This is a genomic window from Azospirillum lipoferum 4B (assembly GCF_000283655.1).
Taxonomy (GTDB): Bacteria; Pseudomonadota; Alphaproteobacteria; order Azospirillales; family Azospirillaceae; genus Azospirillum; species Azospirillum lipoferum_C.
Genome location: NC_016586.1, coordinates 425,988 through 451,764 on the forward strand (window position 1 = coordinate 425,988; position 25,777 = coordinate 451,764).

The following is a 25,777-nucleotide window of genomic DNA, read 5'->3' on the forward strand; positions in this document are numbered from 1 at the left end:
GGCGCATGACCGACGGGCAGAGCGCATCCGACAATTACAAGGGCGTCTGGGGCAACCGGATCGGCTTCGGCGGGCGGCCGGCCCTGCTGGTGATCGACTTCATGCAGGGCTACACCACCGAAGGCGCGCCGCTCTACGCCCCCGGCGTGGTGAACGCGGTGGCGGAGACGGTGGAGTTGCTGGACGCCGCCCGCCGCGCCGGCATTCCGGTCGTCCACACCAACATCCGCTATCATCCCGGCCATTTCGCCGATGGCGGCATGTGGGTGCGCAAGGCCCCGGTGATGAAGGACATGGTGGAGGGCAACCCGCTCGCCGCCTTCTGCCCGGAGGTCATGCCGCTTGAGCACGAGGTTGTGATCTCCAAGCAGTATGCCAGCGCCTTCTTCGGCACCAGCCTCGCCCCGATGCTGCATGCGATGGGGGTGGACACGGTGGTGCTGACCGGCTGCTCGACCAGCGGTTGCATCCGCGCCACCGCCGTCGATGCGATCCAGCACGGCTTCCGCACCATCGTGGTGCGCGACTGCGTCGGCGACCGCCACGACGGCCCGCACGAAGCCAACCTGTTCGACATCGACAGCAAATACGGCGATGTGGTGAACAAGCAGGAGGTGATCGACCGGTTCGGCCGGTGAGGCACCGGGGAGAATCCCCTCTCCCCCCCGGGGAGAGGGTTAGGGTGAGGGGGACGCGCGGCGAGGATCTTCAAAAGTCGCACACCTTCGCATTCCGATGAATCCACCCCGTGCCGCCCCCTCACCCCGACCCTCTCCCCGCTTTCGGCGGACCAAAGGTCCGCCTGTCGCGTCAGCGCAAACGAAGTTTGCGCGTGAGCGGGGGGGAGAGGGGGATGGGCACTACAGCACCAACAAAAAACCAACTGGGGCCAACAACCGGCGCCGCACCCGAGACAGGTGGCGCCGGCATGAAAAAACAGGACGGGTTCACAACGCGATCAGCGTAAGGAGACAGACGACATGTCCTATGCCCAGACGACAACAGCGAATGCCGCAATTGGCGCGGCGCAATCCGTCGATGCGGAACAGCTCTACAAGAAGATCACCTGGCGCCTCATTCCGTTCCTCTGCTTCTGCTATCTGGCGGCCTATCTCGACCGCATCAACATCGGCTTCGCCAAGCTGCAGATGATGGGTGACCTGCAGTTCACCGAGGCCGCCTATGGTCTGGGCGCCGGCCTGTTCTTCGTCGGCTATATCCTGTTCGAGGTGCCGAGCAACCTCGTGCTGACCAAGGTCGGCGCGCGGCTGTGGATCGCCCGCATCATGATCACCTGGGGCCTGTTGTCGGCCGCCACCATGCTGGTCACCACGCCGACGCAATTCTACATCGTCCGTTTCCTTCTCGGCGCCGCCGAGGCCGGCTTCCTGCCCGGCGTGCTCTATTACCTGACGCTGTGGTTCCCGACCTACCGCCGCGGCCGCATCATGGCGCTGTTCGTCATCGGCCTGCCGCTGTCCAGCGTGATCGGCGGCCCGCTGTCGGGCTGGATCATGAGCCATTTCGACAATGTCCAGGGCCTGCGCGGCTGGCAGTGGCTGTTCCTGCTGGAAGCGCTGCCCAGCGTGCTCCTGGGCTTCCTGACCTTCGTAGCTCTGCCCAATTCCTACAAGGACGCCAAGTGGCTGTCGGAGGATGAGAAGGCCCGGCTTGCCGCCGACCTGCACGGCGACGATGCCGATGCCAAGCATGCCGGCCACAGTTTCAAGGAAGGGCTGCTGAACCTGAAGGTCTGGATGCTGGGCGGTATCGACTTCGCCATCCTGCTGACCGCCTATGCCATCGGCTTCTGGCTGCCGACCTTCATCCGCAAGACCGGCGTGATGGATCCGTTCCACATCGGCCTGCTGACGATGATCCCCAACATCGTCGCGGTAGCCGGCATCCTGCTGATCGGCGCCAGTTCCGACCGGATGCGCGAGCGCCGCTGGCACATCATCATCCCCTTCCTGGCCGCCTCGGCCGCCATGGCCGCCAGCACCTTCTTCGCCGAGAACCTCATTGCCACCGTGGCGCTGTTCACCGTCGCGTCGGTCGGCGTGCTGGGTCCGCTTCCGGCCTATTTCAGCCTGCCGGCCACCTTCCTGAAGGGCACGGCGGCGGCCACCGGCTTCGCCATGGCGATCTCGCTCGCCAGCATCGCCGGTCTGGTCAGCAACTCGCTGATCGGCATCGTCATCGACCTGACCGGCAGCAGCAGCGCCGCCTTGTGGTTCTTCTCCGGCTGTCTCGTGATCGGCGCCCTGCTGGTCTATGCACTCCCGCCCAAGGTGGTGAATCGCTGACCGGTTTTGTGCAGCGTTTAAACCATCTGTGAAAGATCACGCGATATGAGTGTGTAAGCGGTTCGACCGGCGCCGCCCAGAGAGGTGCTGCGCCGGTCGGCCGTTCCGGCGGGTCCGGCCAAGGCGCGGCCGGGACGCACGCCGCAAAAAGCCAGTCGCCGGGGACGATAGAGACATGATTTCCGCATTGCGTGGCATCCGGGGACGCCTGCTGCTGCTGCCCCTGATCACCGTCCTGGCGCTGGTCGGCGCCGGGGCCATGACCGCTAGGTCGCTCGGCACCGTGATGATGGAGGAACGCCAAGCCCGCGCCCGCGTCGCGGTGGAGACGGTGGCTTCCATCATCGAGCGGTTCGAACAGCGCGCCGCGTCCGGCGAGCTGCCGGTCGCCGAGGCGCAGAAGCTGGCGCTCGACATCGCGCGGTCGGCCCGCTACGACGGGACGGAATATGCGCTGATCCTCGACCGCAAGGGCAACATCCTGGCCCACCTGAACCCGCAGGTCGAAGGCAAGGCGATGTGGGACAGCACCGACAAGACCGGCCGGCTGTTCGTGCGCGACGAGATCGCGGCGGCCGAATCCGGCGGCGGCTATTCCTCCTTCTTCTTTCCCAAGCCCGGTTCCAGCGACCCGGTGGAGAAGTCGGCCTATTCCAAGCTGACCAAGGGTTGGGGCTGGGTCGTCAGCTCCGGCGTCTATCTCGACACCGTGGCCGCCGCGCGCCTGCAGACCATGCTGAACATCGCCACCGTGATCGCGGTGCTGGCAGCGATCAGCCTCGGTCTCGCCGTCTGGATCGGCCGGCGCATCACCACCCCCATCCTGCAGCTGACCCAGGCCACCAACCGCATTTCCACCGGTGACCTGTCGGTCGCCATCGGCCACCAGGATCGTGGGGACGAGGTCGGCACGCTCGCCCGCGCGCTGGAGGAGTTCAAGCGCAACGGCCTGGAGGTGCGCCGCCTGCAGGCTGAGGCCGAGGCGCAGAAGGAGCGCACGGAGGCCGAACGCCGCGCCGCCCTGCTCGACATGGCCGCCCGGTTCGAGGCGCGCGTGATGGGGGTGGTGGGTGCCGTCGCCGCGGCGTCCCACCAGATGGAAAGCACCGCCACCGGCATGGCCGCCGCCGCCGACCGCTCCGGCATCCAGGCGCATGCGGTGTCGCAGGCGTCCGAGCAGGCCAGCAGCAACGTCAACACCGTCGCCGCCGCGACGGAAGAGCTGTTCGCCTCCATCGCCGAGATCGGCCGTCAGGTCAGCATGTCCACCTCCGTCGCCGGCCGCGCGGTGGACGAGGCTGCGAAGATCGACGGCATGATCCAGAGTCTTGCGTCGGCCGCCCAGGAGATCGGGCAGGTGGTGGAGCTGATCAACGCCATCGCCGGCCAGACCAACCTGCTGGCGCTGAACGCCACCATCGAAGCGGCCCGCGCCGGCGAACACGGCAAGGGCTTCGCCGTTGTGGCGTCGGAGGTGAAGGCTCTCGCCAACCAGACCGCCCGCGCCACCGACGACATCCAGGCCAAGGTGCTGGAAATCCAGCAGTTCACCGGCAGCACGGTGACGGCGGTGCAGGGCATAGGCGCCACCATCACCTCGGTCAGCGACATCGCCACCGCCATCGCCTCCGCGGTGGAACAGCAGAGCGCCGCCACCAAGGACATCGGCGCCAACATACAGCAGGCCGCCCGCCACACGGCGGAGGTCAACAGCAACATCGCCGGCGTCGCCCAGACCGTCGGGCAGACCGGCACCGCCGCCTCGGGCGTGCTGGAGGCCGCCAGCGGTCTGGTGCGCGAGACCGTCAAGCTGCGCAGCGAGGTCGAGGATTTCCTCTCGACCGTCCGCGCCGCCTGAGGATGCGGTTCGCCGTCACGGTGCCCGGATTGTGCGAAACGCGATGGGCACCGCGACGCGCATCGCGTCGATGAAGCGGCGCAGGCGCGCCGGCTGGTGCCGGGCCGGCGGATAGACCAGATGCACCGGCAGCGGCGCCGCCTGCCAGTCCGGCGCCAGATGCACCAGCCGTCCGGTCGCCAGATCATCGACCAGCGCCCATTCCGACGCGATGGCGGCCCCCAGCCCGTGCAGCGCCGCGTTGCGGATCGCCTGCAACCCGTCGGTGGACAGCCGCGGGCGGATGGGGAAGGTCACCGCTTCGCCGGTTTCGGCATGGGTCAGCGTCACCTCATCGCGATAGAAGGTGCGTAGCGCCAGCCAGGGCAAATCCGCCAGTTCCGACGCATGCGCCGGGACCGGGCGCCCATCGAGCAGGGCAGGGGAGGCGACGGCGATCCGCGGCACCTCCGCCAGCCGCAGGGCGATCACAGACGGATCGCCGATCTCGCCGACGCGGATGGCGCAGTCGATACCCTCGCCGATGAAATCGGGCATGCGGTCGTGCAGCAGCCACTCCACGGTCATCCGCGGGTAGCGTTGCAGATAGTCGGCCACCGGCCCGATCAGCTGCTGCTGTCCGAACGCATGCGGCGCCACCACCCGCAGATGGCCGGAGGGCAGGTCGTCCGCCCCGCGCACGTCGCTTTCCAGCATCTGCCAGCCGGCGAGCAGGTCCTTGGCCCGCTCGTAGCAGCGCGACCCGTCGTCGGTCAGCGCCATCCGGTGGGTGGAGCGCTGCAGCAGCCGGACGCCCAGCATCCGTTCCAGCTGTTGCAGGCGGCGGCTGACCGTCGGCTGGGTGCTGCCGAGCTGTGCCGCCGCGGCCGACAGGCTGCCGGCCTCCACGATACGGACGAAGGTTTCCAACAGGGCGATGCGGTCGCTGCCGGCCAATGGAAGGTCTGCGCTCATACGCACTACGTATAGCAAATCTACACCTGATCCGGCTACCGTCCCAAGAACCCCGCGGTCATAGTCCCTCACGTTCAGTTTCTTGAGAGGGTCTCACGATGACGACCATTCAAACCGCGCATAGCGCCGCAGCCGCGATGCCGGCGTCCTCCGATGCCGGGCTGAGCCGGCCGCTGGTTTTCCTGCTGGCCGCCGGTGCCGGTCTTGCGGCGGCATCGCTCTATTACAGCCAGCCCATGCTTGGCATCCTCGGTCCAGACATCCAGGCCGACGGCCGGTCGGTCGGCTGGGTGCCGACGCTGACCCAGCTCGGCTATGCCGCCGGAATCCTGTTGCTGGCGCCGCTGGGCGACCGTTTCGACCGGCGCCGGATCATCCTGGCCAAGGCGGCGGTGCTGGTCGCCGCACTGCTGGCGGCGGGATTCGCGCCGTCCATCGCCGGGCTTCTGGCGGCGAGCCTGGTCCTCGGCCTGTCGGCGACGCTGGCGCAGGACATCGTGCCAGCCGCCGCGACCCTGGCTCCGGCGGAGCATCGCGGCCGGGTGGTCGGCACGGTGATGACCGGTCTTCTGTTGGGCATCCTGCTGTCGCGGGTGGTCAGCGGCCTCATCGCCGAGCATTTCGGCTGGCGCGCCGTGTTCGTGGCGGCGGCGGGCAGCATCGCGCTGCTGGGCGTGGCGCTGTGGCGCGGCCTGCCGCGCTTCGCACCGACTACCAGCCTCGGCTATGGGGAACTGTTGGCATCGCTGACCGTGCTGTGGGGGCGTCATCCGGCGTTGCGCCGGGCCGCGATGGCGCAGGGGCTGCTGTCGCTGGGCTTCAGCGCCTTCTGGTCGACGCTGGCGGTCATGCTGCATGGCGCGCCGTTCCATCTGGGCGCCGCCGCCGCGGGTGCCTTCGGTCTGGCCGGTGCCGCCGGGGCGCTGGTGGCGCCGGTCGCCGGACGGATCGCCGACAGCCGCGGGCCGGAACTGATGACCCGGCTGGGCGCCGGTCTCGCCGCGCTGTCCTTCGCCGCCATGTTCCTGTCGCCGCTGGTGCCGGAGGGTGGCCGCCTGTGGCTGCTGGTGGCCAGCGCCGTCGGCTTCGACCTTGGCGTCCAGGCGTCGCTGATCGCCCATCAGACCATCGTCTACGGCATCGACCCGGCCGCCCGCAGCCGGCTGAACGCGGTGCTGATGGTGGGCATGTTCATCGGCATGGCGGCCGGCGCCACGCTGGGCAGTCAGGCTCTGGCGGTCTGGGGCTGGAACGGGGTCATCGCGGTGGCGACCATTGCATCCATCGGCGCGCTGATCCTGCGGCTCTTCACCCGGCCGGAGCGGTAAACCGGCCTCCGTCACCAAGGTTCAGGCGTGACGGTTCTCAAGCCCTGGGATTATGCGCCGTCGCATGATCCCAGGGCATCATCGAGTCCGACGTCCTCGGCCCGGCGGTCGCGGGTCTGCTCGGCCCTGACAACCGTTGAGTCACCGCCCAACGCATCGAGGTCTCAGGCGGCCAGAATCTCTGAACCGGATGAGGCGGTCTAAAATTTCCATAATTCTACTTATGTGTCGTTACTTCCCCCCCCCCCCGGTTGAAAAACGGACCTACCCTAAGACCCGCCGGTCAGGCGTGCCCGCAACTCGCGCTTGACCACTTTGCCATAGTTGTTCTTCGGCAGCCCTTCGACGAACAGGCAGCGCTTGGGCCGCTTGAAGCGGGCGATGCTGGCGTTGCAATGGGCGTCGAGGCTGTCGGGGGATATCTCGCGGCCGGGTTCGGCGACGATGAAGGCGACGACGATCTCGCTTCATTCCGGGTCGGGCTGGCCGGTGACGCAGACCTCGGCGACGTCGGCATGGCGCAGCAGTACCTCCTCCACCTCGCGCGGATAGATGTTGGAGCCTCCGCTGATGATGACGTCCTTCGACCGGTCGCGCAGCGTCAGGTAGCCGTGCCGGTCGAAGGATCCCATGTCGCAGGTGTAGAGCCAGCCGTCGCGCAGCGCCTCGGCCGTCGCCCTGGGGTTGTCCCAGTATCCGGCCGTAACCACGTCGCCGCGGCAGACGATCTCGCCCACCTCGCCGGGGGGCAGCGGCCGGCCGTCGGCGTCCACCACCGCCACCTCGACGCCGCTGCGGGCGAAGCCGACGGAGCCCAGCAGCGCGTCGGCGTCGGCGGCATGGTCGCGGCGGCGCAAGGACGTGATGGTCATCGGCGCCTCGCCCTGGCCGTAGATCTGGGCGAAGACCGGACCGAAGGTCGCCAGCGACCGGCCAGCTTCTACACATACATCGGGCCGCCGCCTGATCGAGAAGGGAGGAGAGATTAACCGGAGCCGTTCCCTGCCCTTTTTGCGGTCGATCCGCTTGCCCGGCGGATTGTAGACCAATCGACGCAAATCGGAGGCTTCTTCGACGGTGTAGGCGGAATGGTCCAACCAGGGGATCGCCACCGCTTCACAGCACCATCAGGAGGGCCGGGACGCCGGCCAGCACGGCGCCCTGGGTGCCGCCCCACACCGTGCTCTCCTCGGCCAGCAAGCCGCCGACCTTGCGGATATGGACGATTGCGCAATAGAGGGATGGAACGAGGGCGGTCAGCGATAGCCACAGCACCCAGTCCGGGGCTCCCCCGATCACGACCGCCGGCGCCAGCATCAGCATCGTCCGGCCGATGCCGGACAGACCGTCGGCGATCAGTCCGGGCCATCCCCGGGCCGGCCGGCCGGTGCGGCAGGGCATCAGAAGCAGCCCGCCGATCATCGCGGCCGCGGTGGTCGCACCGACCGGCAGCGCCGTCTGCATCGGCAGAAGGAGCGACCAGGGAGCGGTGGTGAGCAAGGTGGCCGGCAATCCCCAGAGCAGCAGGCGCATCCACATGTTCGGCTGCCGGTAGACCGTACCGAGAAACAAGCCTCCCAGCACACAACTGGCGACAGTGAGCAGACCGGCTGCGATCAGCAGGTAGTCGATCAGAAACTGTTCGGTCAGCATCACCATCGAAGCGCTCTCCGTCTGTGCGGACCAGTCACAGTGGTGGGCGGCTGCAAGCCGCGTCAACCGAAATGCGGCGCTTCAGTCATGAACGGCCCACGATTGCTGGCAGGCCGAGCATCCGCTCTATATAGGATTGCGGTCCCCGTGTCGGACCTGGCCTTCCAATCCGGCGCATCTCTGCCGGGCAACCCTGGGGCAAGCCGGAATGTCGACCAAACTGGATTTTCGCCGCCTCCGCTATTTCGTTGCCGTCTGCGAACTGGGCAGCTTTTCCAAAGCCAGCGAGTTTCTGAACGTCGCCCAGTCGGCGATCAGCCAGCATGTGGCGACGCTGGAGGAGGATCTGGGAGTCCAGCTTCTGGTGAGGCAGCCGCGTGGCGTCAGCCGGACCGAGGCGGGAGAACGGCTGCACGCCCATGCCAGGGGCGTGCTGCACGCGCTGGAGCAGGCGGAACTGGACGTGCTGTCGTTGGCGCGGGCGGTGGTGGGGCCGGTGATGGTCGGCTTCAACTACACCGCGATGGAGGCCATCGGCCTGCCCTTCATCCGCCGGGTGGTATCCACTCTGACCGAGGTGAAGCTCCGCGTCATCGAGGCGCACAGCGAGATCATGCACCAGTGGATGCTGTCCGGTCAGGCCGACCTCGCCCTGACCCTGGTGGCTCCCAACGACGACCGGTTGGAAGGCGTGCCGCTGCTGGACGAGGAACTGGTCTGCCTCGGCACCCGCGCGATGCTCGGCGACGGGGGGCCGATCGATCTGGCCGACGCGCTGCGCCTGCCGCTGATCATGCCCGGCCGCACCGCCGTGCTGCAGGCGCTGGCCAGCGACGTGGAGGTGCGCAACGCCATCGCCGCGAAGGTCTATATGGAAATCGAATCGGCCATACCGCTGAAACGGGCGGTCAGCGCCGGGCTGGGCGTAACCATCCAGTCGGCGGCGCTGGCCGGCGACGAGATCGCCCGCGGCGAACTGGTGGCGCGGCCGGTGGTGAACCCGACGATGGGACGCACCCTGTATCTGGTGTCCTCGCGCATGAAGACCGCGTCCCGCGCGGTGATGGAGGCGCGGCGGCTGATGATCGATGTGGTGCACGAGGCGCAGGCGAGCGGCCGTTGGCCCGGCCGGTGGCACGATACCCATCTCGAAACCAGATAGCTCGGTTCTTTTCTTTATATTTTACGACCCTGCCTCCCCGTGGTGATCTGTTTTGCAGACAAACAATCGGAAGGCCCGCAGTTGAATGGGCCCGGTTTCCGGCACCTGCTTCTCCGCCGCCGGAACGCCGCAACGAACCACCAGAGGGAGGTGCAGGACATGACGCCCACCAAGACGTCCAGCCACTATTTTTTCCTTGCGAAGCCGATGCTGGCGCTGCTCGCCGCCGCTTCGGCCACGGCGCTGGCGGTGCTGCCGACGGATGCGGAGGCGGCGACACGGATGCGCTGCAGCCATCAGCTGCCGCCGTCCCACCACATCGCGAAGGTCGTCGACCGCTGGGCGGCGGAGGTGAAGACCCTGTCGGACGGCAATCTCGACGTCCAGGTTTTCGGCTCCGACAGCCTGATCAAGGCCAACGAGAACATCCTGGCCGTCGCCAAGGGCGACATCGAATGCGCCTTTTCGCTGAATTTCCAGTGGGGCAAGACGCTGCCGCTGATGAACGTCACGGTCGGCCCCTACACCATGTCATCGATCGAGGCGTGGAAGAAATGGCCGGACTCCGAAGCGGCTGCCTTCCTTGAGGAACGCCTGCTGAAGAAGGGCGTGAAGAACATCGCCTGGATGTTCCAGACCAACACCAGCGTCTTCACATCGAAGGGCAAGCCGTTGTTGAAGCCGGCCGACTTCCAGGGACAGAAGATGCGCGGCCTGGGCCCTGCCTTCGACCGCGGGCTGAAGGCGATGGGCGCCACCCCGGTGGCGATTCCCGGCAGCGAGGTCTATCAGGCGCTGGCGACCGGCGTCATCGACTCCGCCATCACCGACGTCGCCGCCGCCTGGTCGCGCAAATACTACGAGGTGCAGGACCATATGACCGTGGTGCCGGTGCTGGCCGCCTATCTGCACGGCTATGTCAATCCCGGCTGGTACAACAAGCTGACGGACAAGGACAAGGCCGCCCTGAAGAAGGCCGGCGAGCTTGCCGCCGGCTGGGCGATCGACGCCTCGCAGGAGGCCGCGGCCAGCGCCCCGGCGGATTTGGCATCGAAGGGCGTCAAGGTCCACATCGCGACGCCGGAGGAGAATGCCGCCTTCAAGGCCGCTATGGCTCCCGCCTTCGCCGAAGGCTTCGCCGACGAAGCCGGCGCCGACGGCCGCAAGCTTCTGGAACTCGTCAATAAACTCCAGTGAAGAGGGGACCGGCCATGAGCAGCATGTCCACCCCCGACACCGCAACGCCTGCAAGCGGCAAGGGCGCGTCCCACGGCGCCCTGCGCCTGCTGACCGGCGCAGCGTCGGTCCTGTCGCGCATCGGCGGCGCGCTCAGCATCCTGCTGATCGTCGTCGTTCTGGCCCTGACCGCGGCCGGTGTCTTCGCCCGCTATGTCGTGGGTCGGCCCCTGGAGGGTGTGGACGAGGCCTGCGGCTTCATGGTCGTCGCCATGGTGATGGCCGGCGCGGCCGAGGCGCTGCGCACCGGCCATCATATCCGCATCGATCTGATCATGGGCTTGGTCGGTCCGCGCGGCCGGCGCTGGCTGGATGCCTGGTCCAATCTGGCTGTGCTGGTCGTCGCCGTGCTGCTGGCCCGCACCGGCTGGCACACCGCCATGTTCTCCTATGACTTCGACGCCTTCTCGCCGGGCCAACTGGAGCTGCCGATGTGGATCCCGCAGGCCACGCTTCCCATCGGCGCCGCCCTGCTGGGAGTCGTCGCCTTCGCCAAGCTGCTCGCCGCTCTGGCGGGCGACGGGACGGATGAGACGAGGGGAGGCCACCGATGACGTTCCTGATCCTGGGCCTGCTGCTGCTCCTGCTTTTCAGCGGCATGCCGATCTTCGCGGCACTCTCCCTCACCTCGCTCGGCGTGCTGGTCCTGTTCGAGGGCAGCATCGACAGCATGGCCGACGCGGTGTTCTCCAGCCTGAACAACCCGCTGCTCGCCACCATCCCGATGTTCGCCCTGATGGCGCACATCATGATCAAGGCCAAGGTGGTCGACGACCTCTATGAGATGTCGAACACGCTGGTCGGGCACATCAAGGGCGGGCTCAGCTTCGCCACCATCCTGTCCTGCACCATCTTCTCGACCATTTCCGGTTCGTCGGTGGCGACGGCGCTGACCATCGGCTCGATCTCCATCCCGCAGATGAAGCGTTACGGCTACCGCCAGCGCGACACCTACGGGCTGATCGCCGCCGGCGGCACGCTGGGCATCCTGATCCCGCCGTCGGGGCCGATGATCCTCTACGCCATCGTCACCGACGCGTCCATCGGCGCCCTGTTCCTGGCCGGGATCGTTCCGGGCCTGCTGATGGCGGTTCTGTTCGCCGGCTACAGCTGGCTCCAGGCCAAGCGGCAGGACAGTGTCCAGTCGCAGCCCTGGCCCGGCTTCGGCGCCGTCGCCGCGGCCTTCCGCAAGTCGATCTGGGCAGTTCTGATGCCGCCGCTGATCCTGGGCGGCATCTATCTCGGCGTCTTCACGCCGGGCGAGGCCGCGGCGGTCGGTGCGGTCTATGCGCTGGCGGTTGCGCTGCTGGTCTACCGCAACGTGTCCTTCGCCGACCTGCTGGATTGCGGCGTGCAGACGATGCGGACCAGCGCCATGTTGTTCATGATCATCGCCGCCGCCGGCATGTTCGGCCACGCCATCACCATCATCCGCCTGCCGGCCCAGATCATGGAAACGGTGACGGCGCTGGGGCTGTCGCAGGGCGGCTTCATCCTGGCGGTGATGTTCGCGATCTTCATCCTGGGCATGTTCCTGGAGACCATCGCCATCATCCTGATCACCACCCCCATCATCCTGCCGGTGATGACTGCGCTGGGTATCGACCCGATCTGGTACGGCGTGATGCTGATGATCAACCTGGAACTGGCTCTGATCACCCCGCCAGTGGGCATGAACCTGTTCGTCATCAAAGGCATAACCACGTCGTCCCTTGCCGAGGTCACGCGCGGCGCCCTGCCCTATGTGCTGCTGATGATGGCGGGCCTGTTCGTGACCTGGCTGGTCCCGTCGCTGTCGCTCTGGCTGCCGCAGGCTGCGGGCTTCGGCATCTGACCGCTCTTTAAAACCGTTCCGGCCTTTCCCTTCCCGTTTCCACCGGATGCGCAACCTCCCGGCGCATCCGGACGGAGGATCCTTGCCATGACGAAAGATCCCGTGACCATCGTCGAGGTCGGCCTGCGCGACGGGCTCCAGATCCTCGACCGCGTGGTGCCCACCGCCGACAAGCTGCGCTGGCTGGAGGCGGAGCACCGCGCCGGCGTCCGCCGCTTCGAAGCCGCCTCCTTCGTTCCGCCCAGGCTGCTGCCCCAGATGGTCGACGCGGCCGAGGTGGTGGCCGGCGCCCGTGCGTTGCCCGGCATCGTCGTCCACACGCTGGCCCCCAACCTGAAGGGCGCCATGGCCGCACTCGCCGCCGGTTCCGACGTCATCGTCCTGCCGCTGTCTGCCAGCGAGGCGCACAGCCGCGCCAACATCCGCAAGACCCGCGAGGAGTCGGTGGAGGAATTGGCCCGCGTCTGCCGCGCCCGCGATGAGGGCGGCTACAAGACCCGCATCGACGCCGGCATCTCCACCGCCTTCGGCTGCACCATCCAGGGCGCGGTGCCGGAGGACGAGGTGGTGCGCCTGTGCGAATCCTGCCTGGAGGCCGGGGCCGACCGCGTGGCGCTGGCCGATACTGTTGGATACGCAAATCCGGCGCAGGTCCGCCGCCTTTACAGCCGGGTGAAGGACATCGCCGGCGACCGGCTGCAGGGCGCCCATTTCCACGACACCCGCGGCCTCGGCCTCGCCAACTGCCTTGCCGTCCTGGACCTCGGCATCCGCGAGTTCGACGCCTCGCTGGGCGGGCTCGGCGGCTGCCCGCACGCCCCCGGCGCCAGCGGCAATGTCGCGACCGAGGATCTGGTCTTCATGCTGGAGTCGATGGGATTCGACACCGGCATCGACCTGGACGCCCTGATCGAGGCGCAACGCCTGCTCGCCACCCTTCTTCCCGGCCAGACGCTGCACGGCAAGATCGCCGCCGCCGGCCTGCCCAAGCATTTCGACCGAAGCCATTTCCACCGGAGTCCCGTCCATGCCTGACAGCAATACCACCCTCCCGCTATCCGGCATCCGCGTCGTCGAATTCTCCCACATGGTGATGGGGCCGACCTGCGGCATGATCCTCGGCGATCTCGGTGCCGACGTGATCAAGGTGGAACCGGTGACCGGCGACAAGACCCGCAGCCTGCCGGGGGCCGCCGCCGGCTTCTTCCGTACCTTCAACCGCAACAAGAAGTCGCTGGCCGTCGACCTGAACAGCCCCGACGGGCTGGCCGCCGTCCACAAGCTGGTCGACACCGCCGACGTGGTGCTGGAGAATTTCCGCCCCGGCCTGATGGCGCGCTACGGCCTCGACTACGCCAGCCTTGCCGCGCGCAACCCGCGCATCGTCAACCTGTCGCTGAAGGGCTTCCTGCCCGGCCCCTACGAGAAGCGCACCGCGCTGGACGAGGTGGTGCAGATGATGGCCGGGCTCGCCTACATGACCGGCCCCACCGGCCGGCCGCTCCGCGCCGGCAGTTCGGTCAACGACATCATGGGCGGCATGTTCGGCGTCATCGGCATCATGGCGGCGCTGCGCACCCGCGAGGCCACCGGCCGCGGCCAGGACATCCAATCCGGCCTGTATGAGACCTGCGTCCTGCTGTCGGCCCAGCACATGCAGCAGTTCGCCGTGACCGGCGAAGCCCCGCCCCCCTTCCCCGAGCGCATCGCCGCCTTCAGCATCTACGACACCTTCGAGGTGAAGGACGGCGAGCAGATCTTCCTGGGCGCGGTCAGCGACGTGCAATGGCGGACCTTCTGCACCGCCTTCGGCTTCGACGATCTGCTGGCCGACCCCAGGTTGGACGGCAACACCAAGCGCTGCCTCGCCCGCGACTGGATGCTGCCGGAGATCCGCCGCCGCCTCGCCGCCTACAGCAAGGCCGAGATCTCCGAGCTGTTCGAGCGCAACGGCCTGCCCTATGCCCCGATCAACCGGCCGGAGGAACTGTTCGACGATCCCCACCTGAACCAGAGCGGCGGCCTCGCCTCCATCACCACCGAGACCGGCGGAGAGACGCGCGTTCCGCTGCTGCCGCTGACGCTGGACGGGCAGCGGCTGGGTCCGCGCATGGCGCTGCCCCCGGTCGGCGCGCAGAGCGCGGCGCTGCTGGCCGAATTGGGCTATACTCAGGCGGAGATCGAGCGGTTGCTTGCCGCCGGGGTGGTGGCCGATCCGGCCGAAGGACCGAAGGCGAGGGAGGAGCGGCTCGCCTCCTGACCGGCATGGAAAAGGAACGAAGCAATGACCTCCGAAAGCGCAACAGAAACGGCTTTTGAGACCGGCGAGGCCCTGCCGGCCCGCCATCCCGGCGCCATCATCCAGCCCGTCAAAGGCGTGTGGCCGCGCATCGCCGCCGACGCCTTCATCGCCCCCGGCGCGGTGGTGGTGGGTGACGTGACCATCGGGGCGGAGGCCAGCGTCTGGTACGGCTGCGTCCTGCGCGGCGACGACCACAGCATCACGGTGGGGCCGCGCACCAACATCCAGGACGGCACCATCATCCATGTCATGCTGAACGAATATCCCACCGTCATCGGCGCCGACGTCGTTATCGGCCATGGCGTGCGGATGCATGGCTGCACGCTGGCCGACGGCTGCCTGATCGGCATTGGCTCCATCGTGCTGGATGGGGCCGTCGTCGAAAGCGGCGCCATGCTGGCCGCGGGATCCGTCCTGACTCCGCGCAAGCGCATCCCCGCCCGCCAGCTCTGGGCCGGCAGCCCGGCCAGGCTTCTGCGCGACGTCACCGACGCGGAGGTCGAGTTCATCGCCTTCGACGTCCGGCATTACGCCGGGCTTGCACGGACCGCTTCGGGTCGCGGGTGAGGCACTTGCGCCCGACGCGGCGAGCGCCTCACCCTGTGAAACAGGCCCTCAGTTCTTCAGCTTATAGCCGGTGCGGAAGATCCACCAGACGATGGCGAGGCAGATCGCCATCATCAGCGCGACCATGGCAAGGCTCAGCGCGACCGGCACGTCGGCGGCGCCGTAGAAGCTCCAGCGGAAGCCGCTGACCAGATAGACCACCGGGTTGAACAGGGTGACCTTCTGCCAGAAGGGCGGCAGCATGCCGATCGAATAGAAGCTGCCGCCCAGGAAGGCCAGCGGCGTGACGATCAGCATCGGCACGATCTGCAGCTTTTCCCAGCCATCGGCCCAGATGCCCAGGATGAAGCCCAGCAGGCTGAAGGTCACCGACGTCATCACCAGGAAGGCCACCATCCAGACCGGGTGGGCGATGGAGAAATCCACGAACAGCCTTGCGGTCAGCAGGATCAGCGTGCCGAGGATGACGGACTTGGTCGCCGCCGCCCCGACATAGCCGATCACCGTTTCGAAGGCGGAGACGGGGGCCGACAGCAGTTCGTAGATCGTGCCGGAATAGCGCGGCATGTAGATGCCGAAGGACGCATTCGAGACGCTTTCCGTCAGCACCGACATCATGACGAGGCCGGGGACGAGGAAGGCGCCGTAGCTGACGCCCTCCACCGCCGCGAAGCGTCCGCCGATGGCCGCCCCGAAGACGATGAAGTACAGCGAGGTGGAGATCACCGGCCCGGCGATGCTCTGGAACAGCGTGCGCCAGGTGCGGGCCAGCTCGAAGACGTAGATGGCCTTGATCGCATGCAGGTTCATGCCCGCTCCCTCACGAGGCTGACGAAGATCTCCTCCAGGGAGCTCTCCTCGGTGCGCAGATTAGTATAGGTGATGCCGTGGTCGCCGAGCTTGCGCAGCAGCCCGGCGATGCCGGTGCGTTCGCCCTGCGTGTCGAAGCTGTAGACCAGTTCCCGCCCATCGCCCGACAGGGTCAGGGGATAGCCCGCCAGTTCGGGCGGGATGGAGTCCAGCGGGGACAGCAGCTGCAAGGTCAGCAGCCGCTTGCCGAGCTTTTCCATCAGCGCGGCCTTTTCCTCCACCAGGATGATCCGCCCGCCGGAGATCACGCCGATGCTGTCGGCCATCTCCTCGGCCTCTTCGATATAGTGGGTGGTCAGGATGATGGTGACGCCGCTGTCGCGCAGGCGTCCGATCATCTCCCACATGCCGCGGCGAAGCTCCACATCCACGCCGGCGGTCGGCTCGTCCAGGAACAGGACGCGCGGCTCGTGCGACAGCGCCTTGGCGATCAGCACCCGCCGCTTCATGCCGCCGGACAACGCCATGACCTTGGTGTCCTTCTTGTCCCACAGGGACAGGTCCTTCAGGATCCGCTCGATCACCGCGGGGTCGGGCGGCTTGCCGAACAGGCCGCGGCTGAAGCTGACGGTCGCCCAGACGCTTTCGAACGATTCGGTCGTCAGTTCCTGCGGAACGAGGCCGATCAGGGACCGCGCGGCGCGCCAGTCGCGCATGATGTCGTGGCCGTCCACCGTCACGCTGCCGGCCGTCGCCCGGACGATGCCGCAGACGATGCTGATCAGCGTCGTCTTGCCGGCGCCGTTCGGCCCCAGCAGCGCGAAGATCTCGCCACGGCGGATGTCGAGATCGACGCCCTTCAGGGCCTGGAAGCCGGATGCGTAGGTCTTTTCCAACCCACGGATCTGAATGATTGGCTGCATATCTCCCCTCGGCTTGCGGATGCGCCGGGTGCGGGCGCCATTGGAGCGGGCGTCAGCATAGCGTCTGTGGCGCAATGCCGCACCCACGTTACCGGTAACTCACCTCACCGCCCGGAGTCTCCTTCCGCGCGCAGGCCAAGCCTTCCTCCCCATGCCGTCCCCAGGCATGATGTAGCAACACTACAGAAGCGCAACCGATGCACGCATCGACCGTATTTCCATTGAAAACACTTGTTTTTCAACCTGCCGTTTGCGCGTGCCCTGCGACGGAATTACCCAGGGGGCGCGCTTGCACGGGCTGCCCAGACAGGAGTATGTAGTAAAGCTACAAGACGGGCGCGGAGACCGGCAGGGTCCGGGACCGCTTTCCGCCGACGGGCCTGCACCGATGCGCGGCAGCAAGGACATCGACCGATGAACATGGACAGCAAGGACGTGGGGGGCTGGAGCCAGCCGACTCCGCAGACTCTCGACGCACTGATGCCCGACGCCATCGCGCTCGCCGCCGAAAACCTCGGCGTCAAGAAGGCACATTACGACACCCCCACCCTGTTCGCCCTGGCCGTGCTGGCCGGCGCCTTCATCGCGCTGGGCGGCCTGTTCGCCACCGTCACCATGTCGGGGGCGGAAGGCATGCTGCCCTACGGCCTGACCCGGCTGCTGGGCGGTCTGGTCTTCTCCATGGGGCTGATCCTGGTGATCGTCGGCGGCGCCCAGCTGTTCACCGGCGACGCGCTGATGGTGATGGCCTGGGCCAGCGGGCGGTTGCATGCCCGCGAGATGATGCGGGTGTGGACCACGGTGTGGATCGGCAACTTCGTCGGCGCCGCCGGCACGGCGCTGCTGGTCTTCCTGTCGGGGCAATACACCTTCGGGCACGGTGCGGTCGGCGCATCGGCGCTGTATTTCGCGGTGGCCAAAAGCTCGCTGCCGACAAGCCAGGCCTTCTTCCTCGGCATCCTCTGCAACGTGCTGGTCTGCCTTGCCGTCTGGCTGGCGCTGGGTGCGCGCAGCGTCGGCGACAAGATCCTGGCGATCACCTTCCCGGTCGCCGCCTTCGTCGCCGCCGGTTTCGAGCACTGCGTCGCCAACATGTATTTCGTCCCGCTCGGCCTGCTGATCGAATGGGGCGCGCCGGACAGCTTCTGGGCCGACCTCGGCCGCTCCGCCCCTTCGATCCCCATCGGCCACTACTTCGTCAATCTCGCCGCCGTCACCATCGGCAACTGGATCGGCGGAGCGGTCATGGTGGGTGCCGTCTACTGGTTCATCTACCGCCGCCCCAAGCTGCGCTGAGCGGCGGCGCACCTCCCCTCCCCATCCACCCCTTTCTCCAATCCGTCATCCCCGTGAAAGCGGGGGTCCAGGCCGCCTCGCCGGCTTCCCTCCGCGTGCCCTGGAGTCCCGCCTTCCGCGGGAATGACGGTCGAAATCAACGCGGCTATCGGCCCTACCGAACAACCCTTCAAGATACGGGACATCCCTTCCCATGAGCGCCATCACCGAAATCCGCGCCCGCGAAATCCTGGACAGCCGCGGCAACCCCACCGTCGAGGTCGATGTCACCCTCGAAACCGGCGCCTTCGGCCGCGCCGCGGTGCCGTCGGGCGCCTCGACCGGCGCCCATGAAGCCGTCGAACTGCGCGATGGCGAGAAGAACCGCTTCGGCGGCAAGGGCGTGCTGAAGGCCGTGCAGTCGGTCAACGGCGAACTCGCCAAGGCCCTGATCGGCATGGATGCCGACGACCAGCGCGTGCTCGACATGACCATGATCGAGATCGACGGCACCGAGAACAAGAGCCGGCTCGGCGCCAACGCCATCCTGGGCGTGTCGCTGGCGGTCGCCCGCGCCGCCGCCGAGGATGCCGGCCTGCCGCTCTACCGCTATGTCGGCGGCGCCTTCGCCTCGCTGCTGCCGGTGCCGATGATGAACATCATCAACGGCGGCGCCCATGCCGACAACCCCATCGACATCCAGGAATTCATGATCATGCCGGTGGGCGCCGAAACCGGCGCCGACGCCATCCGCATGGGGTCCGAGATCTTCCAGTCGCTGAAGAAGAAGCTGAAGGACGCCGGCCACAACACCAATGTCGGCGACGAGGGCGGCTTCGCCCCCAACATCGGCTCCACCGACGAGGCGCTCGGCTTCGTCATGAAGGCCATCGAGGCTGCCGGCTACAAGCCGGGCGATGACGTGATGCTGGCGCTCGACGCCGCCTCGACCGAGTTCTTCAAGAACGGCAAGTATGAACTGGCCGGCGAAGGCAAGTCGCTGTCGCCGGAGCAGATGGTCGCCTACTGGTCCGATCTGGTCGGCCGCTTCCCGATCATCTCGATCGAGGACGGCATGGCCGAGGACGATTGGGAAGGCTGGAAGGCGCTGACCGACGCCATCGGCAACAAGGTGCAGCTGGTCGGCGACGACCTGTTCGTCACCAACCCGAAGCGTCTGGCCCAGGGCATCCGCCAAGGCGTGGCGAACTCGATCCTGGTGAAGGTCAACCAGATCGGCACGCTGTCGGAGACGCTGGAAGCGGTCGATATGGCGCACAAGGCCGGCTACACCGCCGTGCTGTCGCACCGCTCGGGCGAGACCGAGGACAGCACCATCGCCGACCTCGCCGTCGCCACCAACTGCGGCCAGATCAAGACCGGCTCGCTGAGCCGTTCGGATCGTCTGGCCAAGTACAACCAGCTGATCCGCATCGAGGAGCAGCTGGGTGTGGCCGCCCGCTTCGCCGGCCGCGGCATTCTGAAGGCTTGATTTCCAGAGATCCGGAGGCCCCCTGCCCCGCGGCCGTCCCCCCCCCGCTCTCTCCCGCCCCCGGAGAAGCGACAAGGACCGGAAGGGCCGCGCCCAAAGGGGCTTCTAGGACGGGCGGCGAGCAACGTGATCGCTGAGATTGCTCGCCCTTCTGCCCCCTTCCCCCGACTCTCTCCCCGGGGGAAGGGGGGTTCCCCGCCCAGCCGCACCACAGACCTGCGGCATAGTGTCAAGGGCCGGGGTTTCCGTTGGTTCTATGTTGCAATGCACATTTAATATACTAATATATCTATGGTTCCCGCGCGGCGCAGAAAGCCGGCCCAAGCCGGCAGCGGAACGTTTCCGATTTTCCAGGCGCTGCCCTGTCGGACCGCAAAACGGGCCGCTCGATCGACCCGGTCAACCGGAGTGTTCAAAAAATGCGTGCCAGTGGTGAAGCGTTCGGCAACGGCATCGGCGCCGTGGTCGAGAATGTGACCTTCGACGAGATTCGGATCGGCCAGACGGCCAGCCTTTCCCGTCAGCTGACGCTGATGGATGTGGAGCTGTTCGCCACCGTATCGGGCAACATCAACCCGGCCCATCTCGACCCGAAATTCGCGGCCGACAGCCGCTTCCAGAAGGTGATCGGTCCCGGTATGTGGACCGCCTCGCTGATCTCGGGCGTGCTGGGCACCTATCTGCCCGGCGCCGGCTCGCTCTATGCCGGACAGAGCCTGCAGTTCCGCCGCCCGGTCGGGCTTGGCGACATCATCACTGCCACCGTCACCGTCACCGAGAAACGCCCGGAGAAAAACCTCGTCGTCTTCGATTGCGTCTGCACCAACCAGGATGGCGAGATCGTGCTGCTGGGCACCGCCGAGGTCATCGCCCCCACCCAGAAGGTCATCCGCCCGGCGCATGAGCTGCCGCAGATCCAGATGATCCGCCACGACAAGCACGACGCCCTGCTCGCCAAATGCGACGAGCTGCCTCCGGTCGTCACCGCCGTGGCCTATCCCTGCGACGCCAGCTCCCTCCAGGGTGCCGTCGAGGCCGCCGAGGCCGGGCTGATCGAGCCGATCCTGGTCGGGCCGGAAGCCCTCATCCGCAAGGTCGCCGCGGCCAACGGGCTCGACATCGCCCGCTACCGCATGGTCGACGCCGCCCACAGCCGCGCCGCCGCGGCAGCCGCCGTGGCGCTGGCCCGCACCGGCGAGGCCGAAGCGGTGATGAAGGGCAGCCTGCACACCGACGAGCTGATGGGCGAGGTGGTGAAGAAGGAGACCGGCCTGCGCACCGCCAGCCGGATCAGCCACGTCTTCCTGATGAATGTGCCCACATATTCCAAGACGCTGCTGATCACCGATGCGGCGATCAACATCTACCCGACGCTGGAGGACAAGGTCCACATCGTCCAGAACGCCATCGACCTTGCCAAGGTGCTGGGCGTCGCCACCCCGCGCGTCGCCATCCTGTCGGCGGTCGAGACGATCAACCCGAAGATCAACACCACGCTGGAAGCCGCCGCCCTGTGCAAGATGGCCGACCGCGGCCAGATCACCGGCGGCATCCTGGACGGCCCGCTGGCCTTCGACAACGCCATCTCCGCCGAGGCCGCCCGCACCAAGGGCATCGTCTCCCCGGTCGCCGGGCAGCCGGACATCCTGCTCGCCCCCGACCTGGAAGCCGGCAACATGCTGGTCAAGCAGCTGTCCTTCCTGGCGAATGCCGACCTCGCCGGCATCGTGCTGGGCGCCAAGGTTCCGGTCATCCTCACCAGCCGCGCCGACAATGTGCGGGCGCGCCTCGCCTCCTGCGCCGTCGCCTCGCTGGTCGCCGCCGCAAAACGCCAGCCCAAGCTCGCGCTGGCCGCCGAATAGGACGCTTTCGTCATGGCTGCACATTCCAATTCCGGCAGCGACGCCTGCCTCGTCATCAACGCCGGCTCCTCCAGCCTGAAGTTCTCCGTCTTCCAGGGCGGCAGCGCCACGGAGTTGGAACCGGTCGTCACCGGCCAGATCTCCGGCATCGGCACGGCGCCCCGCTTCGAGGCGAAGGACGCCGCCCGCCACAAGATCGCCGACCATAGCTGGGCCGCCGGTGAGAATCCGGGCCGTCCGGAGCTTCTCCACCATCTGCTCGACTGGATCGGCGACACGCTGAAGGGCGCCACGCTGGTGGCCGCCGGCCATCGCGTCGTCCATGGCGGCACCCGCTTTTCCGCTCCGGTGCGGGTGACGGCGACCGTGCTCGACCAGTTGGAGGAGCTGATCCCGCTCGCCCCGCTGCACGAGCCGCACAACATCGCCGCCATGCGGGCGCTGGCCCAGGTCTACCCGTCGCTGCCGCAGGTCGCCTGCTTCGACACCGCCTTCCACCAGACCCAGCCCTGGCAGTCGCAGACCTTCGCCATCCCGCGCGAACTGACGGCGGAGGGCATCCGCCGCTACGGCTTCCACGGGTTGAGCTACGAGTACATCGCGCACCGCCTGCCGCAGATGGCGCCGGAGCTGGCGAATGCGCATGTGGTGGTCTGCCATCTCGGCAGCGGCGCCAGCCTGTGCGCCATGCGCGCCGGGCACAGCGTCGACACCACCATGGGCTTCACCGCGCTGGACGGCGTGCCGATGGGCACCCGGCCGGGCGCCATCGATCCCGGCGTGCTGATCTACCTGATGCGCGAGAAGGGCTACGGCGCCGACGAGCTGGAGAAGCTGCTCTACCACAAGTCGGGCATGCTCGGCGTTTCGGGCCTCTCCAACGACATGCGCGACCTGGAGAATTCCGACCATCCGGCAGCTGCCGAGGCGGTGGAGCTGTTCTGCCACAACGTCGCCAAGCAGGTTGCGGCGCTGGCCGGCTCGATGGGCGGCCTGGACGCAGTGGTGTTCACCGCGGGCGTGGGCGAGAACTCCACGCTGGTGCGGGCTCGGGTGGCGGAGAAGCTGGGCTGGCTCGGCGTGTCGATCGACGCGGCGGCCAACCGGGCGAAGGCGACGCGCATCTCCGCCCAGGACAGCCGGGTGCCGGTCTTCATCATCCCGACCGACGAGGAACGGATGATCGCCCGCCACACGCTCGGCGTCATCGCCGCCGAGGCGCTGAGCCGGGCGGCGTAAAGGCCCTCTCCCACACGTAGGATCCCCTCTCCCCGGGGGGGAGAGGGGAGACTTCCGGGCAGGAGCGGTCATCATGGAACAGATCCCCACAAGCTCAACCGCCAGACCGCCGGAGAACATCCGGCTCGGCATCCTGTCGATGCTGCTGGCGATGGCCCTGATGACGATCATGAACGCGCTGGCCAAGATCCTGGCGGAAAGCTATCCGCTGGGCGAGGTCACCTTCTTCCGCAACCTGTTCGCCCTTCTGCCGGCGGTCGCCATGGTGGTCGCGGCGGGCGGGCGGAGCTGCCTGCACACCACCCATTGGCAGGGGCATCTGTGGCGGGCCATCGTCGGCCTCGCCTCCATGGTGCTGCTGTTCTGGGCCTATCACCTGATGCCGCTCGCCAATGCGGTGGCGATCTCCTACTCCGCCCCGCTGTTCCTGACTGCCCTGTCGGTTCCGCTGCTGGGTGAGAAGGTCGGAGCCTTCCGCTGGGGTGCGGTGGTGGTCGGGTTCGCCGGGGTGCTGATCATGGTGCAGCCCGGTCCCGACATGATCGACCGCGGCGCCATCGTCGCCTTGACCGCGGCCGTCTGCTACGCCCTGGCGATGATCGCCATGCGCCAGCTGGGACGGACGGAAAAGCCGGTGACCACGGTGTTCTACTTCACCGTCATCTCCACGGTGCTGAGCGCGCTGGCCCTCCCCTTCGACTGGGTCACGCCGGATGCGCATGCACTGACGCTGATGGCCGGCATGGGGATCGCCGGCGGCGGCGCCCAATATTGCAGCACGCGGGCCTATTCGCTGGCGCGCGCCGTGGTGGTCGGCCCCTTCAGCTATGCCAGCCTGATCTATGCGACGATCCTCGGCTGGCTGGTCTGGGGCGACGTGCCGGCCGCCCATGTGATGATCGGCGCCGCCATCGTCATCGCCAGCGGCCTGCTGATCCTGTACCGCGAGACCCGCCGCGCCGCTGCTACCGCTTCCCAGTTGGACTCATGTCCGAAGACGCAGGCCCCGAATGCCGATCCGGTTCGGACCGTGTGAGCGGGTCTGCCGATCTAAGTTTCAAGGAAAGGACAGGCATCATGGTTACGACCGATGTCGACGGAACTCCGGCTCCCCGCCTGACCGGCCGGATGCAACTGATCCAGGGTGGACGGAGCACCGGCACCCCCCAGCGGCCGGCGCCCTTTGCCACTTCCAGCCGGGTCTGCGCCATCGTCGGCGGCACCGGCCTGTCCACCAAGCTGGACCTGCTGGCCCGGTTGGTGACGCGGGTCGACGTGCTGGCGCTCGGCGGCGGAATCGCCAACAGCTTCCTGGCCGCGGCCGGCACCGACATGGGCGCCTCGCTGTGCGACCACGAGCTGATCGGCGAGGCGCGCAAGCTCCTGGACAAGGCGAGGGCCTGCCGCTGCGAGTTGCTGCTGCCGGTGGACGTGGTGGTGGCGACCGAGGCGCGGGACGGGGCGGAGGATCGCGTCGTCTCCTGTGCCGCCATCGGGCCGGAGGACATGGTTCTCGACATCGGCCCGGCAACGGTCGCACGGCTGACCGGCTGCGTCGAGACCGCCGGAACGGTCGTCTGGACCGGCCCGCTCGGCGTCTACGAGATCGCCCCCTTCGACGGCGGCACCAACGCGCTGGCCTGGTTCATCGCCCGGCGCACCCGCGACGCCGGCTTGCGCTCGGTGGCGGCGGGTGACGACACCATCGCGGCACTGGCCGCGGCAGGGGTGGACGGCCGTTTCAGCGAACTGACCAACCACGACGCCCTGCCGGCTTGGCTGGACGCCGCCTCGCACCGCGCGGTTCCTGCCTAGGAGCCGGTCTGCACCTTATAACTGCACCCCCGGCGGGCCGAAACCCGCCTTTCCCGGTTAAATCGAGTCTCCGCCCCCACCGGCACGAGACCGCAACGCAACGACTGGAGCACGATCATGGCTGTACGGGTAGCGATCAACGGTTTTGGCCGCATCGGCCGTCTGGTTCTGCGCGCCATCTACGAGAGCGGCCGCAAGGACGTCGAGGTCGTGGCGATCAACGACCTGGCCGATCTGAAGGCCAACGCGCACCTGCTGAAGTACGACAGCGTCCACGGCCGCTTCCCCGGCACCATCGAGACCGCCCAAATTGAAGACGGGGGCGGCGTTCTGATCGTCAACGGCCACTCCATCAAGGTCGTGCAGGAGCGTGACCCGGCCAAGCTGCCGTGGAAGGAACTGGGCGTCCAGATCGCCATGGAATGCTCGGGCATCTTCACCAAGCGCGCCGATGCCGCCAAGCATCTGGAAGCCGGCGCCGAGAAGGTGCTGATCTCCGCTCCGGCCACCGACGAGGACATCACCGTCGTCTACGGCGTCAACCACGACAAGCTGACCGCCGAGCACAAGATCGTTTCCAACGCCTCCTGCACCACCAACTGCCTGGCGCCGGTCGCGCATGTCCTCCACAACCTGGTGGGCATCGAGAAGGGCTTCATGACCACGATCCACTCCTACACGGGTGACCAGCGGATCGTCGACACCAACCACAAGGACCTGCACCGCGCCCGCGCGGCGGCCCTGAACATGATCCCGACCTCCACCGGTGCGGCCAAGGCCGTCGGCAAGGTGCTGCCGGAGCTGAAGGGCAAGCTGGACGGCACCGCCATGCGCGTTCCGACCCCGAACGTGTCGGTCGTCGACTTCAAGTTCACCGCCGGCCGTGCCACCTCGGTCGAGGAGATCACCAAGGCGATCAGCGACGCCGCCAACGGCCCGCTGAAGGGCGTGCTGGGCGCCTATGACGAGGAATTGGTGTCCTCGGATTTCAACCATGACCCGCACAGCTCGACCTTCGCACTGAAGGAAACGAAAGTCATCGACGGCAATTTCGTGCGTGTCATGGCGTGGTATGATAACGAGTGGGGCTTCTCCAACCGCATGGCCGACACCGCCGTCGCGATGGCGAACGCCAAGTAAACCGCGCCGAACCAAGAGCGC

At 67.4% G+C, this 25,777-nt stretch carries 22 protein-coding genes and 1 pseudogene; 18 read left to right on the top strand and 5 right to left on the bottom strand.

What is annotated here, in order from left to right; genetic code table 11:
- The first annotated feature begins 5 nt into the window (after nucleotides 1–5).
- The 3 genes from AZOLI_RS20170 (at nucleotide 6) to AZOLI_RS20180 (ending at nucleotide 4,164) form a co-directional block, all read left to right on the top strand.
- Entirely contained in the window at nucleotides 6–638 is a 633-nt protein-coding gene (locus AZOLI_RS20170) for an N-carbamoylsarcosine amidohydrolase (protein WP_014188988.1), read from the top strand.
- A 342-nt stretch (nucleotides 639–980) separates the two neighbouring features.
- Complete coding sequence (locus AZOLI_RS20175) at nucleotides 981–2,306, top strand: MFS transporter (protein ID WP_014188989.1); 1,326 nt, start codon at nucleotides 981–983, stop codon at nucleotides 2,304–2,306.
- Between the two features lie 175 nt (nucleotides 2,307–2,481).
- On the top strand, nucleotides 2,482–4,164 hold the full coding sequence (locus AZOLI_RS20180; protein WP_014188990.1) for a methyl-accepting chemotaxis protein: 1,683 nt from the start codon (nucleotides 2,482–2,484) through the stop codon (nucleotides 4,162–4,164).
- 15 nt (nucleotides 4,165–4,179) lie between these two features.
- On the opposite strand, the gene AZOLI_RS20185 is transcribed toward AZOLI_RS20180, so the two are convergent.
- The gene (locus AZOLI_RS20185) at nucleotides 4,180–5,118 is read right to left on the bottom strand and encodes a LysR family transcriptional regulator (protein WP_044552236.1); all 939 of its coding nucleotides are present in this window, start codon (nucleotides 5,116–5,118) and stop codon (nucleotides 4,180–4,182) included.
- 98 nt (nucleotides 5,119–5,216) lie between these two features.
- Between AZOLI_RS20185 and AZOLI_RS20190 the strand changes: the two genes are divergently transcribed.
- Complete coding sequence (locus AZOLI_RS20190; protein ID WP_014188992.1) at nucleotides 5,217–6,446, top strand: MFS transporter; 1,230 nt, start codon at nucleotides 5,217–5,219, stop codon at nucleotides 6,444–6,446.
- Nucleotides 6,447–6,715: 269 nt separating this feature from the next.
- Here AZOLI_RS20190 and AZOLI_RS20195 read toward each other — a convergent pair.
- Nucleotides 6,716–7,410, bottom strand: a pseudogene (locus tag AZOLI_RS20195) (AMP-binding enzyme); the annotation flags it as partial.
- 152 nt (nucleotides 7,411–7,562) lie between these two features.
- Nucleotides 7,563–8,105 carry a hypothetical protein gene (locus AZOLI_RS20200; protein WP_014188994.1) on the bottom strand — a complete coding sequence of 181 codons (543 nt, stop codon included), beginning with the start codon at nucleotides 8,103–8,105 and terminating at the stop codon, nucleotides 7,563–7,565.
- A 202-nt stretch (nucleotides 8,106–8,307) separates the two neighbouring features.
- On the opposite strand from AZOLI_RS20200, the gene AZOLI_RS20205 reads away from it, so the two are divergent.
- The 7 genes from AZOLI_RS20205 (at nucleotide 8,308) to AZOLI_RS20235 (ending at nucleotide 15,200) form a co-directional block, all read left to right on the top strand.
- Nucleotides 8,308–9,261, top strand: a complete 954-nt coding sequence (locus AZOLI_RS20205; RefSeq protein ID WP_014188995.1) for a LysR family transcriptional regulator — start codon at nucleotides 8,308–8,310, stop codon at nucleotides 9,259–9,261.
- 159 nt (nucleotides 9,262–9,420) lie between these two features.
- Complete coding sequence (gene dctP / locus AZOLI_RS20210; protein ID WP_014188996.1) at nucleotides 9,421–10,458, top strand: TRAP transporter substrate-binding protein DctP; 1,038 nt, start codon at nucleotides 9,421–9,423, stop codon at nucleotides 10,456–10,458.
- A gap of 14 nt (nucleotides 10,459–10,472) precedes the next feature.
- Nucleotides 10,473–11,051 carry a TRAP transporter small permease gene (locus tag AZOLI_RS20215; RefSeq protein WP_014188997.1) on the top strand — a complete coding sequence of 193 codons (579 nt, stop codon included), beginning with the start codon at nucleotides 10,473–10,475 and terminating at the stop codon, nucleotides 11,049–11,051.
- Nucleotides 11,048–12,331: a TRAP transporter large permease gene (locus AZOLI_RS20220; RefSeq protein WP_014188998.1), complete on the top strand. Its 1,284-nt coding sequence runs from the start codon at nucleotides 11,048–11,050 to the stop codon at nucleotides 12,329–12,331. Before AZOLI_RS20215 ends, AZOLI_RS20220 begins: the two co-directional genes overlap by 4 nt.
- 87 nt (nucleotides 12,332–12,418) lie before the next feature.
- Nucleotides 12,419–13,366: a hydroxymethylglutaryl-CoA lyase gene (locus AZOLI_RS20225; protein ID WP_014188999.1), complete on the top strand. Its 948-nt coding sequence runs from the start codon at nucleotides 12,419–12,421 to the stop codon at nucleotides 13,364–13,366.
- Nucleotides 13,359–14,591, top strand: a complete 1,233-nt coding sequence (locus tag AZOLI_RS20230) for a CaiB/BaiF CoA transferase family protein (protein WP_014189000.1) — start codon at nucleotides 13,359–13,361, stop codon at nucleotides 14,589–14,591. The genes AZOLI_RS20225 and AZOLI_RS20230 overlap by 8 nt, the downstream gene beginning before the upstream one ends.
- A gap of 24 nt (nucleotides 14,592–14,615) precedes the next feature.
- Nucleotides 14,616–15,200 (top strand): gamma carbonic anhydrase family protein, encoded by a 585-nt coding sequence (locus AZOLI_RS20235; RefSeq protein ID WP_014189001.1) that lies wholly within the window; start codon nucleotides 14,616–14,618, stop codon nucleotides 15,198–15,200.
- A gap of 48 nt (nucleotides 15,201–15,248) precedes the next feature.
- On the opposite strand, the gene AZOLI_RS20240 is transcribed toward AZOLI_RS20235, so the two are convergent.
- Nucleotides 15,249–16,010: an ABC transporter permease gene (locus AZOLI_RS20240; protein ID WP_014189002.1), complete on the bottom strand. Its 762-nt coding sequence runs from the start codon at nucleotides 16,008–16,010 to the stop codon at nucleotides 15,249–15,251.
- On the bottom strand, nucleotides 16,007–16,933 hold the full coding sequence (locus AZOLI_RS20245) for an ABC transporter ATP-binding protein (RefSeq protein WP_014189003.1): 927 nt from the start codon (nucleotides 16,931–16,933) through the stop codon (nucleotides 16,007–16,009). Before AZOLI_RS20245 ends, AZOLI_RS20240 begins: the two co-directional genes overlap by 4 nt.
- A gap of 414 nt (nucleotides 16,934–17,347) precedes the next feature.
- Here AZOLI_RS20245 and AZOLI_RS20250 point away from each other — a divergent pair, with 414 nt between their 5' ends.
- The 7 genes from AZOLI_RS20250 (at nucleotide 17,348) to gap (ending at nucleotide 25,756) form a co-directional block, all read left to right on the top strand.
- Nucleotides 17,348–18,229: a formate/nitrite transporter family protein gene (locus tag AZOLI_RS20250; RefSeq protein ID WP_014189004.1), complete on the top strand. Its 882-nt coding sequence runs from the start codon at nucleotides 17,348–17,350 to the stop codon at nucleotides 18,227–18,229.
- A gap of 193 nt (nucleotides 18,230–18,422) precedes the next feature.
- Nucleotides 18,423–19,700 carry a phosphopyruvate hydratase gene (eno, locus tag AZOLI_RS20255; protein ID WP_014189005.1) on the top strand — a complete coding sequence of 426 codons (1,278 nt, stop codon included), beginning with the start codon at nucleotides 18,423–18,425 and terminating at the stop codon, nucleotides 19,698–19,700.
- A gap of 419 nt (nucleotides 19,701–20,119) precedes the next feature.
- Nucleotides 20,120–21,562, top strand: a complete 1,443-nt coding sequence (locus AZOLI_RS20260) for a bifunctional enoyl-CoA hydratase/phosphate acetyltransferase (RefSeq protein WP_014189006.1) — start codon at nucleotides 20,120–20,122, stop codon at nucleotides 21,560–21,562.
- Nucleotides 21,563–21,574: 12 nt separating this feature from the next.
- Nucleotides 21,575–22,801: an acetate/propionate family kinase gene (locus tag AZOLI_RS20265; protein WP_014189007.1), complete on the top strand. Its 1,227-nt coding sequence runs from the start codon at nucleotides 21,575–21,577 to the stop codon at nucleotides 22,799–22,801.
- A 73-nt stretch (nucleotides 22,802–22,874) separates the two neighbouring features.
- Nucleotides 22,875–23,837 carry a DMT family transporter gene (locus AZOLI_RS20270; RefSeq protein ID WP_014189008.1) on the top strand — a complete coding sequence of 321 codons (963 nt, stop codon included), beginning with the start codon at nucleotides 22,875–22,877 and terminating at the stop codon, nucleotides 23,835–23,837.
- Between the two features lie 41 nt (nucleotides 23,838–23,878).
- Nucleotides 23,879–24,616: a phosphoglycerate kinase gene (pgk, locus tag AZOLI_RS20275; RefSeq protein ID WP_052315470.1), complete on the top strand. Its 738-nt coding sequence runs from the start codon at nucleotides 23,879–23,881 to the stop codon at nucleotides 24,614–24,616.
- 117 nt (nucleotides 24,617–24,733) lie between these two features.
- Nucleotides 24,734–25,756: a type I glyceraldehyde-3-phosphate dehydrogenase gene (gene gap / locus AZOLI_RS20280; protein WP_014189009.1), complete on the top strand. Its 1,023-nt coding sequence runs from the start codon at nucleotides 24,734–24,736 to the stop codon at nucleotides 25,754–25,756.
- Nucleotides 25,757–25,777: the final 21 nt, after the last annotated feature.